At 72.4% G+C, this 18543-nt stretch carries 1 protein-coding gene and 1 pseudogene; both read right to left on the bottom strand.

Annotated elements, in window-relative coordinates:
• Positions 1-272 precede the first annotated feature (272 nt).
• Complete coding sequence (locus IHE55_RS32430) at positions 273-3575, bottom strand: non-ribosomal peptide synthetase (RefSeq protein WP_372442786.1); 3303 nt, start codon at positions 3573-3575, stop codon at positions 273-275.
• A 73-nt stretch (positions 3576-3648) separates the two neighbouring features.
• Positions 3649-18462: pseudogene (locus IHE55_RS31930) on the bottom strand (amino acid adenylation domain-containing protein); the annotation flags it as partial.
• Positions 18463-18543: the final 81 nt, after the last annotated feature.

The raw sequence follows: 18543 nt of genomic DNA, 5'->3' as shown, positions 1-18543 counted from the left end.
TCCGTCAGCAACGTGCCAAAGGCATATGGCCTTCTTTCGGTGCGCGATATTCCGTTTCGTGTGGCGTCGGGAGAGCGAAAGGCTGTCGTCCGCTCCTGCGAGGTCGTCGGACACCTGCCCGGCCGCCGCACCGGGCCGCGATCTCACGTGACCCGGTGCGAGGCCCTGCCGGAACGCTTCCGGAGCGGGCCCGGGCACCGCGGCGCTCGTCCCACCCGCCCTGCCCGTGGAGCGGGTTCAGGCATCACCCGCCGGGGGCGGCGCCGTCGGCACTACCGGGTTCCCCCGTCACCGCGTCCGCCCTGGCCGCCTTCGGCCCCGGACCGGCCGGCGTCCAGGCCGGCCTGCGCGGGAAAGAGTGCCCTGCCGACCGTCTCCAGCGCCTGCGGGCGGGTCATCCCCGCGTGGTTCGCGGCCACCGGGTGCACGACGATCTCGCCGGTCACGAACGACCGCCACCCGGCCGGGTCAACGCACTGTTCGCTCTCGGTGCCGACGAACAGATGCAGGTCCCCGTGGAAGCCGCGCGGGGTGTGCGTCGCCGCCAGGCGGCTGTTGTTGGTCATGACCGAACTCAGCCGGAGGAGCTGCTCGGCGCCCAGGTCACCGAACATGCCGCCGCGTTCGGCGAGCAGAGCGGCGACCTGGTCGGGGTCGAGCTGCCGGTCGGCGAAGTCGCTCAGGTCGTAGCCGCCGAGTTCGAGCATGGCGCGGAACAGTCCGTCACGCATGTCCTCCTCGGCGAAGGACGGCTCCGCACCCGTGCGCGGCACCGTGTCCAGAACGGCGAGCAACTCGACGGTATCCCCCGCCTCCTGCAGCCTGGCGGCCATCTCGTGCACGACGATCCCGCCGAAGGAGTAGCCGATCAGGCGGTAGGGCCCGCTCGGCCGGACCTTGCGGAGCTGCTCCACGTAGTCCGCGGCGATCTCGGCCGTCGAGGCGGGCAGCGCACCGCCGTCCATGCCCCGCGGCTGCAGCCCGTACACCGGGACATCGGCGTCGAGGTGGCGCAACAGCCCGGTGAAGGACCAGGCGAAGCCGCTCGCCGGGTGGACGCAGAACACGGGTGTGCCGCTGCCGTGCTCCCGCAGGGGTACGAGTACGTCGAAGCTGTTGCCGCCGCCCTGGCCGCGGACCCTTCTGGCCAGTTCGGCCACGGTCGGCGCCTCGAACAGGGTGCGGATGCCCAGCCTCACGCCCAGCACCTCGTGCATCCGGCCGAGGAGCCGGGTGGCCAGCAGCGAGTGGCCGCCCAGGTCGAAGAAGCCGTCCTCCACACCCACTTCCGACCTGCCCAGCACCTCGCCGAACAGCTCGCACAGGACCCGCTCGGTGTCGTCACGGGGCGCGATGCCCTGCTTCTCCGGCTCCGCGGGAACGGGCAGCGCGGCCCGGTCCACCTTGCGGTTCGGGGTCAACGGCAACTCGTCCAGGGTGACGAACGCCGACGGCACCTGGTAGTGGGGCAGCACCGCGGCCACCGCCGCGCGCAGCGTGGCCGTATCCAGGGCCGCACCGCGGTCGGGCACCACGTACGCCACCAGCCGCTGGTCTCCGTGCCGGTCGGTACGCACCACGGTCACCGCCTGACGTACCCCGGCCAGCCCGGTCAGCACCGTCTCGATCTCGCCGAGTTCGATGCGGAAGCCGCGGACCTTGACCTGTTCATCGACCCGGCCGGCGAACACCAGCTGCCCCTCGGCGTTCCAGCGCACCACATCACCGGTGCGGTACATCCGCGCCCCGGGGGGCCCGAAAGGATCAGCCGTGAACCGGGAGGCGGTCAGCCCCGCCTGGCCCAGGTAGCCGCGGGCCAGGCCGGCGCCGGAGACGTACAGCTCGCCCGCGATGCCCACGTCCACGGGCTGCAGACGCCGGTCCAGGACGTAGACCGAGGTGTTGGCCATCGGCCGTCCGATCGGCACCGGCCCGGCGGGCAGCGGGGCCCCGGGCTCGATCCGGTGATCGGCGCAGTTGACGGTCAGTTCGGTCGGCCCGTAGCAGTTGACCACGGTCACGCCGGGATGGGCGGCTCGCCATTCGCGCAGCATCTCACCGGTCAACGCCTCACCACCGAGGAGCAGTTCGGTCCGCGGACTGAATCCGTCGGACAGCTCGGCGAGCAGCGGAAGATGGCTCGGGGTGACCTTGGTCAGCGCGCACGGGTCCTCCCGCATCGCCGCGCCGGTGGCCGGGTCGTCGTCGAGAGCGGCCAGATGCACGGTGCCGCCCACGGTGAGCGGGACGAACATGCCTGTGAGGGTCAGGTCGAAGGCGGCCGTGGTGGTGACGAGCACGGTGTCGCGCATCCCCGCGTAGCGCGCTCCGGCGCAGGCGAGGTAGTCGGAGAGGGAGCGGTGCTCGACGACGACGCCCTTGGGGCGGCCCGTGGAGCCGGAGGTGTAGATGACGTACGCCGCGTCGTGCGGAACCGGCGCGGGCAGTTCGACGCCGTCCGCCGCCGTGCCCTCGGCCGCGCCGGTCCCCGGGTCCACCAGGAGGACCGGCAGGTCCTCACCCGCCAGGTCGAGGCCCGTCTCCGGGGTGGTCAGGAGCAGCGCCACGCCGGCGTCGTCCATGACGTAACGGATCCGCTCGTGCGGATGATCGAGATCGAGCGGCACGTAGGCACCGCGGGCCTTGAGCACCGCGAGCAGCGCGACGAACTGCCCGAGCGACCGCGGCAACGCCACCGCCACCACGCGGTCGGGGCCGATGCCCCGCTGCACGAGGACACGCGCCAGCCGGTCGGTCGCGAGTTCCAGCTCGGCGTACGTCAGGGACGTGTGCCCGTGCCGGACCGCGACCCCTTCCGGGGTGAGGTGTGCCTGCGAGGTGAGCATCTCCGGCAGCGTGGCGCGAGCCGCGGGGGCCGTGGTGGCGTTCCAGTCCACGAGCAGACGCCGCCTGGTGGCCGCGTCGATCGACTGGGCCGCGCCGATGGGCTGGTGGGGTGCCTCGGCGTACCGGGCGAGCAGCCGTCCAAAGATGCCGGTGAGCCTGTGCACGGTGTCCCGGTCGAACAGGGCGGTGCGGTAGCGGACGGCCCCGGTGAGACCGGCGTGTTCACCGTCCGGGCCGAACCGCTCGGCCAGCGAAACGGCCAGGTCGAACTTGGCGCCGCCGCCGTCGGCCACCGGCACCTGCGTCACGTCCAGTCCAGTCACGCCGAACTCCGGGGAGGACGCGTCGTTCTGGAGGGTGAGCATGATTTGGAAGAGGGGGTGGCGGGTGAGGGTTCGGGTGGGGTTGAGGACTTCGACGAGTCGTTCGAAGGGGATGTCCTGGTGGGCGTAGGCGTCGAGGTCGGTTCGGCGGGTGCGGTCGAGGAGTTGGGTGAAGGTGGGGTCGCCGGAGGTGTCGGTGCGCAGGACGAGGGTGTTGACGAAGAAGCCGATGAGGTTGTTGAGGGCTTCGTCGGTGCGTCCGGCGATGGGGGTGCCGATGGGGATGTCGTTGCCCGCGCCGATGCGGCTGAGGAACGCGGCGAGCGCGGCATGGATGACCATGAACATGCTGACGCGTTGCCGGGACGCGAGGTGGGCGAGTTGCCGGTGGACGGTGGCGGGGATGTCGAGTGTGACCCAGTCGCCTTGGTGGTCGGCGTGGGCCGGTCGGGGGGCGGTCGGTGGGGAGCTGGAGTTCTTCGGGCAGTCCGGAGAGCGTCTTTTGCCAGTGGTCGAGCTGGGCGGAGATGACGGAGCCGGGGTCTTCCTCCTCGCCGAGCCATTGGCGTTGCCACTGTGCGAAGTCGGCGTACTGGACGGGCAGCGGTTCCCAGTGGGGTGCGGTGCCGGCGCGTCGGGCGGTGTAGGCGTGGGAGAGGTCGTGGGTCAGGGGCGCGATCGAGGAGCCGTCGCAGGCGATGTGGTGCAGCACCACCATCAGCACATGCTCCTCGTCACCCTCGCCGTCGTTGTCGATCCGCAGCAGGTGTGCGCGGAGCGGAGCGTCGGTCTCCAGGTGGAACGGCTGATCGAACGCGGCGGCGAGCCGGGCCGGCAGTCCGTCCTCGGTGGTCGCGATCGGTTCGCGCCAGAGTTCCACCGCGTCGGCGGGCAGCACCAACTGGTGCGGTTCGCCTTCGACCGCGGGATAGACGGTCCGCAGGACCTCGTGGCGTTCGATCACGTCGGCGAGCGCCGCACGCAGTGCCGCCGTGTCCAGTTCCCCGCTCAGCCGCAGCGCGACGGGAATCCGGTACGGGGAGGTGTCCGGGTCCATCGCGTTGAGAAACCACAGCCGCCGCTGGCCGAACGACGCCGGAACCATCCCGCCGCGCGGCACGGAACACAGCGCGGGTATCGCGGAAAAGCCTTGTGCCTGCGTAAGTTCGGCGTCGTCGAGGGCGACGGCCAGCTCTGCCACGGTCGGCGCTTCGAACACGGTGCGGACGGAGACGTCCACGCCGATTACGGTGCGGATGCGGCTGACGAGCCGGGTGGCGAGCAGGGAGTGGCCGCCCAGGTCGAAGAACCCGTCGTCGATGCTCACCTGCTCCAAGGTGAGGCCGAGGATGTCGGCGAACACCTGGCAGAGCGTCGCCTCCCGCTCGTTGCGCGCGGCACGCCCGCGGGCCGGGCCACGGACAGGGGCGGGCAGCGCCGCCTTGTCCACCTTCCCGTTGAGGGTGAGCGGCAGGGCGTCGAGGCGGACGAACGCGCTGGGCACCATGTAGTCCGGCAGTGCGGCCGCCACCGAGGCACGCACCTCGGAATCCTCCGGCTCCGCATCCGCGGCCGGCACGTAGTAGGCGACGATGCGCTTGTCACCGGGCGGGTCGGTACGCACCACTGCCACCGCCTCCCGTACCCCCGCGAGACCCGCCAGTGCCGTTTCGATCTCACCGAGTTCGATACGGAAGCCGCGCACCTTGACCTGCTCGTCCGCGCGCCCCTCGAACTCCAGGGCGCCGTCGGTGTTCCAGCGGACCAGGTCGCCCGTCCGGTACATCCGCGCACCGGGTTCCCCGAACGGGTCGGCCACGAAGCGGTCGGCGGTCAGATCCGGCCTGCCCAGGTAACCCCGCGCCAGCCCGGCACCCGAGACATACAGCTCACCCGTCACCCCGCGCGGCACCAGCCGCAGATGCCGGTCCAGCACGTAGACGCGCCGGTTGTCGAGCGGCCGGCCGATCGGCACCGCGTCGGGCACCCCGGCGGTGGACCGCAGGGTGTGCGCGAGGGGCATGACGGTCGTCTCGGTGGGGCCGTACCCGTTGTGCAGGAGCAGTGACGGATTGGCCAACAGGACGCGCCGGGCCGCGGCGGCCGGCAGCGCCTCGCCGCCGACCATCAGCTCGTGCACGCCTGCGAGACATTCGGGCCGGTCCTCGGCGACGAGCCGGAAGACCGCCGTGGGCATGGCGAGGGCCCGGACCGCGTTCTCCTCGATGGTGCGGGCGAGTTCGGCGACGTCCAGCTCGCCGGGCGGCGAGACCACCAGCTGACGCCCCGACAGCAGCGGGACCCACAGCTCGTACACCGAGGGGTCGAACGAGTGGGCCAGGTGCTGGAGAACCCGCTGCTGACCCGGCCCGGACCAGAGCGTGTCGAGGGCGAAGCCGACCACGTTCCGGTGCGGCACTCCGACGCCCTTGGGCTTGCCGGTGGACCCGGACGTGAACATCACATACGCCAGCTGGTCCGGGCGGACGTGCACGCCCGGGTCCGTGTCCTCCTCCGGCAACGCGTCCACGCCGACCACCACGGTCGCCGCCCGCGCGGCCTCGTACCCCTCGGCATCGGTCACCAGGACGACGACCCCGTTGTCGGCCATCATCTCCGCCTGCCGCTCCAGCGGGCTGCGCGGATCGATCGGCACATAGGCGCCGCCCGCCTTGAGTACCGCGAGAACGGACACCACCAGCTCCACCGAGCGGCGCTGCAGGACCGCCACCCGGTCCTCGGCGCGCACACCGAGGGCCAGCAGCCGGCGGGCGAGCCGGTTCGCACGCCGGTCCAGCTCGGCATACGTCACCTCGCAGCCCTCGAAGACCAGGGCCACCGCGTCCGGAGCCGCGGCCACCTGCTCCGCGAACCGTGCGGTAACCGACGTCTCCGGAAGCGGCCGCTCCGGTCCCCGGCCGTCCGCGAGCAGCGCCGCGTGCTCCGTGCTGTCGAGCAACTCCGCCGCGCCGATGGGCTGGTGGGGTGCCTCGGCGTACCGGGCGAGCAGCCGTCCGAAGATGCCGGTGAGCCTTTCCACGGTGTCCCGGTCGAACAGGGCGGTGCCGTAGTGCACCTTGCCCGTCATGCCGTCGGGCCGACCGTCCGGGTCGAACCGTTCGAGCAGTTCCATCGACAGGTCGAACTGCTGCTCACCCGTGTGGAACGCCATCGGCTCGACAGCCAGTCCGTCCATCTCGACCGTCGCCCACGCACTGTTCTGGAGGGTGAGCATGATTTGGAAGAGGGGGTGGCGGGTGAGGGTTCGGGTGGGGTTGAGGACTTCGACGAGTCGTTCGAAGGGGATGTCCTGGTGGGCGTAGGCGTCGAGGTCGGTTCGGCGGGTGCGGTCGAGGAGTTGGGTGAAGGTGGGGTCGCCGGAGGTGTCGGTGCGCAGGACGAGGGTGTTGACGAAGAAGCCGATGAGGTTGTTGAGGGCTTCGTCGGTGCGTCCGGCGATGGGGGTGCCGATGGGGATGTCGTCGCCCGCGCCGATGCGGCTGAGGAACGCGGCGAGCGCGGCATGGATGACCATGAACATGCTGACGCGTTGCCGGGACGCGAGGTGGGCGAGTTGCCGGTGGACGGTGGCGGGGATGTCGAGTGTGACCCAGTCGCCTTGGTGGTCGGCGTGGGCCGGTCGGGGGCGGTCGGTGGGGAGCTGGAGTTCTTCGGGCAGTCCGGTGAGCGTCTTTTGCCAGTGGTCGAGCTGGGCGGAGATGACGGAGCCGGGGTCTTCCTCCTCGCCGAGCCATTGGCGTTGCCACTGTGCGAAGTCGGCGTACTGGACGGGCAGCGGTTCCCAGTGGGGTGCGGTGCCGGCGCGTCGGGCGGTGTAGGCGTGGGAGAGGTCGTGAGTCAGGGGCGCGATCGAGGAGCCGTCGCAGGCGATGTGGTGCAGCACCACCATCAGCACATGCTCCTCGTCACCCTCGCCGTCGTTGTCGATCCGCAGCAGGTGTGCGCGGAGCGGAGCGTCGGTCTCCAGGTGGAACGGCTGATCGAACGCGGCGGCGAGCCGGGCCGGCAGTCCGTCCTCGGTGGTCGCGATCGGTTCGCGCCAGAGTTCCACCGCGTCGGCGGGCAGCACCAACTGGTGCGGTTCGCCTTCGACCGCGGGATAGACGGTCCGCAGAACCTCGTGGCGTTCGATCACGTCGGCGAGCGCCGCACACAGCGCCGCCGTGTCCAGTTCCCCGCTCAGCCGCAGCGCGACGGGAATCCGGTACGGGGAGGTGTCCGGGTCCATCGCGTTGAGAAACCACAGCCGCCGCTGGCCGAACGACGCCGGAACCACCCCGCCGCGCGGCACGGAACACAGCGCGGGCCGGCCGTGGACCGTGAACCCGCCCTGTGCGCCGACGAGTCCGGCCTCGCCGAGCGCGGTGGCCAGCTCCGCGACGGTCGGCGCTTCGAACACCGTACGGACGGAGACCTCGGCACCCAGTACGGTGCGGATGCGGCTGACGAGCCGGGTGGCGAGCAGGGAGTGGCCGCCCAGGTCGAAGAACCCGTCGTCGATGCTCACCTGCTCCAAGGTGAGGCCGAGGATGTCGGCGAACACCTGGCAGAGCGTCGCCTCCCGCTCGTTGCGCGCGGCACGCCCGCGGGCCGGGCCACGGACGGGGGCGGGCAGCGCCGCCTTGTCCACCTTCCCGTTGAGGGTGAGCGGCAGGGCGTCGAGGCGGACGAACGCGCTGGGCACCATGTAGTCCGGCAGTGCGGCCGCCACCGAGGCACGCACCTCGGACTCCTCCGGCTCCGCATCCGCGGCCGGCACGTAGTAGGCGACGATGCGCTTGTCACCGGGCGGGTCGGTGCGGACGACGACGGTCGCCTGCGCGACGTCGGTACGGGACTGCAGGCACGCCTCGATCTCGCCGAGTTCGATACGGAAGCCGCGCACCTTGACCTGCTCGTCCGCGCGCCCCTCGAACTCCAGGGCACCGTCGGTGTTCCAGCGGACCAGGTCGCCCGTCCGGTACATCCGCGCACCGGGTTCCCCGAACGGGTCGGCCACGAAGCGGTCGGCGGTCAGATCCGGCCTGCCCAGGTAACCCCGCGCCAGCCCGGCACCCGAGACATACAGCTCACCCGTCACCCCGCGCGGCACCAGCCGCAGATGCCGGTCCAGCACGTAGACGCGCCGATTGTCGAGCGGCCGGCCGATCGGCACAGCGTCGGGCACCCCGGCGGCACCGCGCATGGTGGAGGCAAGGGCGGTGACGGTGGTCTCGGTGGGGCCGTAGGCGTTGTGCAGGAGCAGTGACGGATTGGCCAACAGGACGCGCCGGGCCGCGGCGGCCGGGAACGCCTCGCCCCCGACGACCAGTTCGCGTACTCCCGCGAGGGACTCCGGCCGCTCCTCGGCGACGAGCCGGAAGACCGCCGTGGGCATGGCGAGGGCCCGGACCGCGTTCTCTTCGATGGTGCGGGCGAGTTCGGCGACGTCCAGCTCGCCGGGCGGCGAGATCACCAGTTGACGCCCCGACAGCAGCGGCACCCACAGTTCATGGACGGAGGGGTCGAACCAGTGGGCCAGGTGCTGGAGTGCCCGTTCCTGGCCGGGCCCGGACCAGAGCGTGTCGAGGGCGAAGCCGACCACGTTCCGGTGCGGCACTCCGACGCCCTTGGGCTTGCCGGTGGACCCGGACGTGAACATCACATAGGCCAGCTGGTCCGGGCGGACGTGCACGCCCGGGTCCGTGTCCTCCTCCGGCAACGCGTCCACGCCGACCACCACGGTCGCCGCCCGCGCGGCCTCGTACCCCTCGGCATCGGTCACCAGGACGACGACCCCGTTGTCGGCCATCATCTCCGCCTGCCGCTCCAGCGGGCTGCGCGGATCGATCGGCACATAGGCGCCGCCCGCCTTGAGTACCGCGAGAATGGACACCACCAGCTCCACCGAGCGGGGCTGCAGGACCGCCACCCGGTCCTCGGCGCGCACACCGAGGGCCAGCAGCCGGCGGGCGAGCCGGTTCGCACGCCGGTCCAGCTCGGCATACGTCACCTCGCAGCCCTCGAAGACCAGGGCCACCGCGTCCGGAGCCGCGGCCACCTGCTCCGCGAACCGTGCGGGGATCGACAGGTCCGGCAGCTCACGCGTACGTCCCTGGCCGGCCGCGAGGACCACGGCACGCTCGGCGGCGGGCAGGAGGTCCGCCGTGGCCGGCACGATTCCGGGGTCGGCGGTGAGCCGGTCGGCCATGGTGCGCAGCTGCTCGGCGACCGACTCGACCTCGGTGGCGGACACCAGGTCCTCCCGGAAGTGGAGCTGCAGCTCCAGCTCCTCGCCCGGCACCGCGATCACGGCGAGCGGGTAGTGCCCTCGCTCCTCACTGCTCACCGCGGTGAGCCGCAGGCCGGTGCCGGGAAGCTCCGTCGTCTCCGGGTCCAGCGGGTAGTTCTCGAACACCAGCAGGGTGTCGAACAGTTCACCGGTGCCCGCGGCACGCTGGATGTCGGTCGTACCCAGGTGGTGATGGCCCAGCAGGTCCGCCTGGTCGGCCTGGACACGGCGCAGCAGTTCACCGAACGAGCGCGCCTCGCCGGTCCGGACCCGGACCGGGACGGTGTTGATCAGCAGGCCGACCATCGACTCGACGCCGGGCACCTCCGGCGGCCTGCCGGACACCGTGGTCCCGAACACCACGTCGTCGTGGCCGGTCCTCGAGGCCAGCAGCAGCGCCCACAGGCCCTGCAGGACGGTGTTGACGGTGACTTCGCAGCGCTGGGCGAGACCGGTGAGCCCGGGCAGCCGTACCGTACGGCACTGCGAGCGGCCCGGCTCCGGCGATGTGGTGCGGGCGGGCCCGGCGACCAGGGTCGGTTGCTCGACGCCCGCCAGCGCCCGGCGCCAGCTGTCGGCGGCGGCGGCGCGGTCCTGGTCGTTCAGCCAGGCCAGGTAGTCGCGGTACCGGGGGGCGGGCGGCAAGCCGGAGACGTCGGCACCGGCGGCGTAGCAGTCGAAGATCTCCCGCAGCAGCAACGGCACCGACCAGCCGTCGAGCAGAATGTGATGGTTGGTCAGGACAAGCCGGTGACGGCCGCCGGGCAGCACCAGCAGCGTGAACCGCACCAGCGGCGGCTCGTCGAGCACGAAACCCGCGCGCCGGTCCGCGGCGACGATCCGCTCGCTCTCGCGCCGCGCGGCCTCTTCGTCCTCCGCCGACAGGTCGAACACCCGGAAGGGCACCTCGGCGGCGCCGGGCACGAACTGGACGGGGGCACGCAGCCCCCGGTCGGTGAACCCGGAACGGAGGTTGGGGTGACGGTCCAGCACCAGCTGTGCCGAGGCACGCAGGCGGTCGGCGTCGAGGGAACCGCTGAGGTCGAGGAAGATCTGCGGGGTGTACGGGTCGGCCCCGCGCTCGTGGTAGGCGGCGTGGAAGTAGAAGGACTCGGCGAGCGGGGACAGCGGCAGTACGTCGGTGAGGTCCGGTACGGCGGCCACCAGGGTGTCCACCTCGGCCTGGTCGAGCGCGATCAGCGGGAAGTCGCTCGGGGTGTGGCCACTGGCCGTGCCCGCGGCGTCCCGGAGGACTTCCAGTGCCTGCCGCCACAGCTCCGTCAGCTCCGTGACGTCCCGTTCCCTGAACAGGTCGGCCGGCCAGCTCACCGTGGCGGACAGTTCCGGACCGTCGGCGCCCTCGACGCTGACCGCGTTGATCTCCAAGGCGTGCCGCACCGGTGCGTCGGCCCCGGTGCCGCCGCCGAGTTCGGTCTGTTCCGGTGCGAGCACCCAGTCGTCCGCTCCGGTGGAGGCGGCGATCCGGCCGAGATAGTTGAACGCCAGTTGGGGCGTGGCGAGACCGGCGAACTCCGGAGCCGTCTCCGGGTTGAGGTGGCGCAGCCGGCCGTAGCCGAGACCCGCGGGCAGCGTCCTCAGATGCTGCTTGACCCGGCGCACCGCGGCGGCCGCCTGCACCGCGGCCTCCCCGGTCGAGCCTGCGGCGAACACGGCTTCGACGTCCACCCCGGACAGGTCCAGGCGGGCCGGGTACATGACGGTAAACCAGCCGACGGTACGGGAGACGTCCAAGGCTTCGACCTCGTCACGGCCGTGGCCTTCGAGGTCCACCAGCAGCACCGGGGAGCCCTCGCCGTGCCGGGCGCGCCAGTGGGTCACCGCCAGCGCGAGACCGGTGAGCAGCATCTCGTGGGTGCGGGCGAGGTACGCGGCGGGCACCGTGGTCAGCAACGCGCCGGTCAGCGGCGCGGGCAGGGCGAGACGGACACGGCGCTGCGTCGCCGCGGTGTCGGCCGCGGGATCGACCGGGCGGGCACCGAGCGGGGCCTCGGGTTCGCCCAGGACCGCCAGCCAAGCATCCAGATCGGCCAGTACGGACGGGTCGTGCGCGCCCTCGGCGACGGCGTGCGCCCAGCGCCGGAAGGGCACCGGCGAGGACTGCTCGCCGGCGAGGGCCGCCGGGCCCGCGGCGAGGTCGGCGGCGAGAATGCGCCAGGACACCCCATCGACCACCAGGTGGTGCAGGACGAGCAGGAGCCGCCCCTGCTCGCCGGGGCCCGCGTCGAACCACACCACGCGCACCATGACTCCGGAGTCGGGGTCGAGTTCGCTGTGGGCCCGCTCGTGTTCGGCCCGCAGTGCGGCGCGCAGTTCATCGGGACCGCCGCCGGTGACGTCCACGCGGCGCACGCATCCCTCGGCGCTCTGCGCGGGCCGGCCGTCGATGACGGGCCGCCAGGTGCGGCGGCGGACCAGCCGCATCCGCAGGGCCTCGTGCCGGTCGAGGACCGACTGCACCCTGGCGTGCAGGTCTTCCTCGCTCAGGCCCGCCGGGGTGGTGAGCAGCATGGACTGGGCGAAGTCGGCCACCGGTCCGTCGTGTTCGCGCAGCCAGTGCATGACCGGCGTGAGCCGCACCGGTCCGGTCGCCGCGACCCGGGCCTCGCCCGCGCCGTCGGCCGCCTCCTGCCCGACGTGCTCCGCGGCGGCGGCGAGGGCCGCGACGGTGCGGTGGGTGAACACGTCCTTCGGTGTGAACACCAGACCGGCCGCGCGGGCCCGCGTGACCAGCTGGATGGACATGATGCTGTCGCCGCCGAGGTCGAAGAAGCTGTCGTGCACACCCACGGCGGGCAGCCCCAGCACCATGGCGAACAGCTCGCACAGGACGCCCTCACTCGCACTGCGGGGCGCGCTCCGGACACCGGAGGTGGTGAATTCGGGGGCGGGCAGCGCCCTGCGGTCCACCTTCATCCCGTTGTCGCTCATCGGCAGTGCGTCCAGCACCATGACGGCGGAGGGCACCATGTACTCCGGCAGCACCGACGCCGCGTGGGTGCGCAGCATGCCGCCGTCGGCACCGCCGCGCCCGGCCGGGACGACGTAGCCCACCAGACGCTTGACGCCCGGTGTGTCCTCACGTACGACGACCACGCACTGCCGGACCGCGGGATGGGCGGACAACACCGCCTCCACCTCGCCGAGTTCGATGCGGAACCCGCGGATCTTGACCTGGTCGTCCGTCCGGCCGAGGAACTCCAGCTCACCCGAGGCGTTCCAGCGCACCCGGTCACCGGTGCGGTACATCCGGGCGCCCGGCGCCCCGAACGGGTCGGCCACGAACCGCTGCGCGGTCAGCGCGGGACCGCCGAGATATCCCCGGGCCAGCCCCTCGCCCGCGACGTACAGCTCGCCCGGTACGCCCGGTGGCACCAGGTTCAGCGTGTCGTCGAGCACGAAGACCCTGGTGTTGTACAGCGGGCCGCCGATCGGCGGGGCCGTTCCCGGACGCAGCGGCCCGCTGTACGTGGTGGCGACCGTGTACTCGGTCGGACCGTAGCCGTTGAGCATCCGGCGGCCGTCGGCGAACCGGGTGGCCAGCTCGGCCGGACAGACGTCACCACCGGCGGCGACGGTACGCAGGTCGGGCAGGTCCACCTCGGGCAGGGTGGACAGCGCGGCGGGCGGGATGAGCGCGTGGGTCACCCGGTTCGCGGTGAGCACGTCGGCGAGCGTGGAACCGATCAGCGGGCCTTCGGAGGACACCACGAGCGCGCCGCCCGATCCGAACGCCAGACACAGCTCCAGGATCGAGGTGTCGAAACTGGGAGAGGCGAACTGCAGCACCCGGCTGTCCCGGTCGGCCGCGAACCGGTCCCGCAGGAACGCGGTGAAGCCGGCGAGACCTCGGTGGGGGACGACGACGCCCTTCGGGACGCCCGTCGAACCGGAGGTGTAGATGACATAGGCGGTGTTGTCCGCCGACGCCGCAGCACGGGCGCCAGCGCCCGTGCTGACGTCGGCGCCCGTGCCGGCGCCGGCGGGGCCGGCCGCGGTGTCCGCCTCGGCGAGCAGGTCCTCCACGAGCAGCACCGGACAGGACGACTCGGGCAGCGCCGCGGCGGTCGCCGACGACGCCACCACGAGCAATGGCCGGGCATCGCCCAGGATGTGCCCGATCCGCTCGGCCGGGAAGGCCGGATCGACGGGCACGAACGCGGCTCCCGCCTTGCTGACGGCCAGTTCGGTGACCACGAGATCCACCGATCGCGGCAGCACCACCGCCACCAGCCGCTCCGGCGCCGCACCCCGCGCGGCCAGCAGCCGGGCCAGCCGGCCGGCCCGGTCGTCGAGCGCGGCGTAGGTCAGCCGCTCCTCGCCCGCCAGCACCGCGAGGGCCTGTGGGGCCAGGGCGGCGGTGTCCTCGAAGATCCGCGCCAGGGTCCGCGTGGGAACGTCGCGGGAGGTTCCGTTCCACTCGGTCAGCAGCCGGTGCCGCTCGGCCGGACCGAGCACGTCGAGGGCGCCGATCCTGCCGCCGGGATCGGTGACCACCGCGCCCAGCACCCGGACCAGCCGCTCGACGATCCCCACCGCGGTGTCCCGGTCGTACAGGTCGGTGCTGTATTCGAGGTGACCGGTCAGCCCGGCGGGAGTACCGTCCGCGGCCCGCCGCTCACGCACCTCCAGGGCCAGGTCCACCTTGGTGTACTCCCGCTCCGCCGGCAGCAACCGGACACCCGCACCCGGCAGTTCCAGCCGCGGGTCGTCGTCCTGGAGGACCAGCATCACCTGGAACAGCGGGTTGAGGGCCGCCGACCGTTCCGGCCGCAGCCCCTCCACCAGCCGCTCGAACGGCAGGTCCTGGTGGGCGTAGGCGGCGAGATCGCTCTCCCGTACGCGGGCCACCAGTTCGGCGAAGCTGGGATCCCCCGAGGTGTCGGTGCGCAGCACCACGGTGTTGACGAAGCAGCCCACCAGGTCGTCCAGCGCCTGATCGCCCCGCCCGGCCACGACGCTGCCGATCGGCAGGTCCGTACCGCCGCCCAGTTTGGTCAGGACGGTGGCCAGCGCGGCCTGCACCACCATGAACAGGGTCGCCCCCTGGCTCCGGGCCAGCCGGACGAGTCCACCGTGGAGGTCGGCGTCGATCTCGATCGCGGCCGTGGAGCCGCGGAAGGTCGGGTGCGCCGGCCGGGGGCGGTCGGTCGGCAGCAACAGTTCCTCGGGCAGCCCTTTCAATGCGCCACGCCAGTACGCGAGCTGCCGGGCGGCGAGGCTCTCCGGGTCATCGTCGGCGCCCAGCACCTCTCGCTGCCAGTGGCAGTAGTCCCCGTACGTGACGGCGAGGGGCGCCCACTCGGGACATCGGCCGTCGAGGCGGGCGGTGTAGGCGAGCGAGAGGTCACGGGCGAGCGGGCCCAGGGACTGGCCGTCACCGGCGATGTGGTGCAGCAGCAGAAGCAGCACGTACTCGTCGTCGCCCAGGGTGAACAGGACGGAGTGCAGCGGCAGTTCGGCAGACAGGTCGAAGGAATGGCCGGTGGCGGCCCGCAGCGCGGCGGGCAACTCGTCCTCGGCCGTGGGGACGACGTCCAGATCCGGGCGTGCGTTCTCCGGGGCCAGCACCACCTGGCGCGGCGCCCCCGAGTCGTCGTCGGAGATGAGGGTGCGCAGCGGCTCGTGCCGGGCGACCACGTCGTGGAGCGCCGCCCGCAGCGCCTCCGGGTCCAGCGCGCCGGTGATCCCCAGCACGAGACCCATGTTGTACGTGGGGGAGGGGCCCTCCAGCCGGTGCAGCACCCACTGCTGGTGCTGCCCCGACGACAGCGGCGCGGGACCGTCCCCGCCCGCCGGACGCAGCGGCGGGCGGCTGCTCGCCGACCCGGTGCGTTCGAGGAGAAGCAGGGCGGTGGGCGCCTCGAACACGTCCCGTACGGTGATTCCGGCGCCCAGCAGGCTGCGCACCCGGGCGACCAGTCGGCTCGCCAGCAGGGAGTGCCCGCCCAGCACGAAGAAGTCGTCGTCCACCCCGACCCGGTCCACGCCCAGCACCTCGGCGAACAGCCCGCACATCAGACCCTCGGCGACCGTGCGGGCGGCCCTGCCGGTGCCAGGCGCACCGTAACGCGGCGCGGGCAGCGCACGCCGGTCGAGCTTGCCGTTGACGGTGGTGGGCAGCGCGTCCAGTACGACGAAGGCGGCGGGCACCATGTAGGCGGGCAGCGCCTCGGCGGCCAGGGCGCGCAGCACCTCGGGGTCCGGGACGGCGTCGGGGGCCGGCACCACGTAGGCGACGAGCCGGTGGTCACCGGGCGCGGCGGGGTTGTCGTCACGGGCGACCACCGCCGCCTGGGCGACCCCGGGTGACGCCGCCAGCACGGTCTCGATCTCACCGGGTTCGACACGGAAGCCGCGGATCTTCACCTGCTGATCGACCCGGCCGCAGTACTCCAGCTCGCCCTCGGCGGTCCGGCGCGCGAGGTCGCCCGTCCGGTACATCCGGGTGCCGGGCGGGCCCCAAGGGTCGGCCACGAACCGCTCCGCGGTCAGCCCCGAGCGCCCCAGGTAGCCGTCGGCGAGCTGGACACCCGCCAGATAGAGCTCACCCATGACACCGACCGGCGCGGGCCGCAGCACGGGGTCCAGTACGAGGGCCCGCGTGTTCCACACCGGGCGTCCGATCGGGACACCGGTTGGGGGCTCGTCGGGACCGCACTGGTGTGCCGTCACATCGACGGCCGCCTCGGTCGGCCCGTAGAGGTTGTGCAGTTCGACACCGGACCCGCTGCCCAGCACGGTGCGGAACCGCTCCGCGGTGGGGCTGTTGAGCGCCTCTCCGCTGCAGAACACCCGGCGCAGTCCGGCACAGTCCGCCGGTCGGGCGGCGGTGAGGAACGCGTCCAGCATCGACGGCACGAAGTGCACGGCGGTGATCCGCTCCGCGCCGATCAGACTGCTCAGCGCGGCCGGATCGGTGTGCGCGCCGGGAGGGGCGACCACCAGGGTCGCGCCGGCGAGCAACGGCAGGAAGAACTCCCAGACCGACACGTCGAAACTGACCGGTGTCTTCTGCAGGATCCGATCGGCACGGCCGATCGCGTACTCCTCCCGCATCCACAACAGGCGGTTCACGATGGCCTGCTGGGACACGGCGACGCCCTTGGGACGTCCCGTCGAGCCGGAGGTGTAGATGACGTAGGCCGTGTCGAGGCCGCACAGGGCACCACCCCGCTCGGCGTCTACCGGGGCGTGGGCCGGGGCATCGCCCGGCAGGTCCAGGTCCTCGACCGCCAGGCACGGCACGTCCTGGACCGACGCCGTCACCGGGATCAGCGCGGCGGTCGTCAGGAGCAGCGCCGGACGGGCGTCGGCAACCATGAAAGCGATCCGGTCGGCGGGCAGGCCCGGATCGACCGGGACATAGGCCGCGCCGGCCTTGTGCACCGCGTACAGCGCTGTGACCAGTTCGAAGGACCGCTCCATCGTGACGGCGACCCGGTCCCCACGACGGACGCCCTCGCCCAGGAGCCGGTGCGCCAGCCGGTTCACCCGCTCGTCGAACTCGGCGTACGTCAGCGTGTTGCCGTCGAACACCACGGCAGGGGCGTCCGGGGTCTCGCGTAATCGCTGCTCGAACAGGGCGGGCAGCGTCGTCGCCGGCACCTCGCGTACGGTGTCGTCCGCGCCGCGCAGGAGTTCCTCGCGTTCGGCCGGGGTCGTGACATCGACGGTGGCGAGCGGACGGTCGGCCGCCGCGCCGATCAGGACATCGACCACGGCGTCCAGCCGGGCACGCAGGTCCGCGAACTCCCGCTCGGTGAACACCTCGGCGTGCACGTCGTAGACGAGGTTGAGGCCACCGTCCTCAACACGGCGTTCCAGGGCGAGGGAGAGGTCGTCGGTGGGGACGGTGGACACGTTGCGGCTGAGCGCGCGGAGGCCCGCGAAGTGCAGCGTGGCCCTGCGGAGCACCAGGTTGATCTGCGGGCCGTACAGCCGGCGCGGACTGCCGAGCAGTCCGAGGTCGTGACGCAGGTCCTCCTGGCGATAACGCTGGTGCCGGACCGTGGCCCGCAGGTCGGCGGACACGGCGCGGACCAGTTCGCCGACCGTGGCCACCGCGTCCAGGTGCACGCGCAGCGGCAGGACGTTGGAGATCATGCCGGGGACGGCGTCGAGGACCCCGCCGCGCGCGGCGGCGGGCAGCCCGAGCACCACTTCACCGTCACCGCGCTGCCGGTGCAGGTAGAGCGCGAGAGCGGCGACCGGCAGCACCGGCCAGACCACCCTGAGTCTTTGGGCGGCGGCCTGCACCGCCTCCAGCCGCTCGGAAGTCCAGGTGACGACGGCACGGTGCTGCTCGGTCGGCGCGTGCGGCACATCGGCGCCGAGCGACACCGGCTCGGCGGCGTCGGCCAGGCGCGCCATCCAGAACGCCCGGTCCCGCTCGTGGTTCGCCGAGGCGCGGTACTCGGCCTCCGAGTCGGACAGGGTACGCAGCGGCGGGAAGCCCGCCTCGGGGACCGGCTGCCCGCCGACCAGCGCGGTGTACACCTCGGCACAGCGCTGCTGGACGAGGAACTGGCCGACGCCGTCCAGGAGCAGGTGGTGGTACTGCTGGAACCACACGAACTCGGTGTCGGCCAGCTTCAGCAGCGCGAATTCGTACGCCCCCGGCCGGCTGACGTCCAGCGGCAGGTCGAGCCGCCGGCGCTGCCAATTCTCGGCGGCGGCGGCCGGGTCCTCGGCGCCGGACAGGTCGACATACGTCAGCGGCGGCTCACCCACCGGCTCACCGACGACGAACACCGGCTCGCCGCCGCTGCCCGTGTCCGACACCCGGCCGCACAACACCTCCATGTCGGCAACCGTCCGCGCCAGCGCCCGGCGGAACAGCCCGACGTCCAGCGCCCCCGGGATGTGCGTCCCTTCGGCGACCCGGTAGCGAGGATTCGTGGGGTCGATGAGCTGCGCGAACCACAGGCCCCGCTGTCCGGCGGTCAGCGGCACGGTGAAGACGGAAGTGGCGTCCGGCATGGGACCTCCAGGAAGGGTGAACACCGCCGCTGCGCCTTGCCCAACGGCGTGTACGGATGTCGGTCGGCCTGTCGGCGACCG

Origin of the sequence: Streptomyces pactum (assembly GCF_016031615.1) — a bacterium.
Classification (GTDB): domain Bacteria; phylum Actinomycetota; class Actinomycetes; order Streptomycetales; family Streptomycetaceae; genus Streptomyces; species Streptomyces pactus.
The sequence above is the reverse complement of the archived record's forward strand: the minus strand, read 5'-3'. Positions and strand labels throughout refer to the sequence as shown.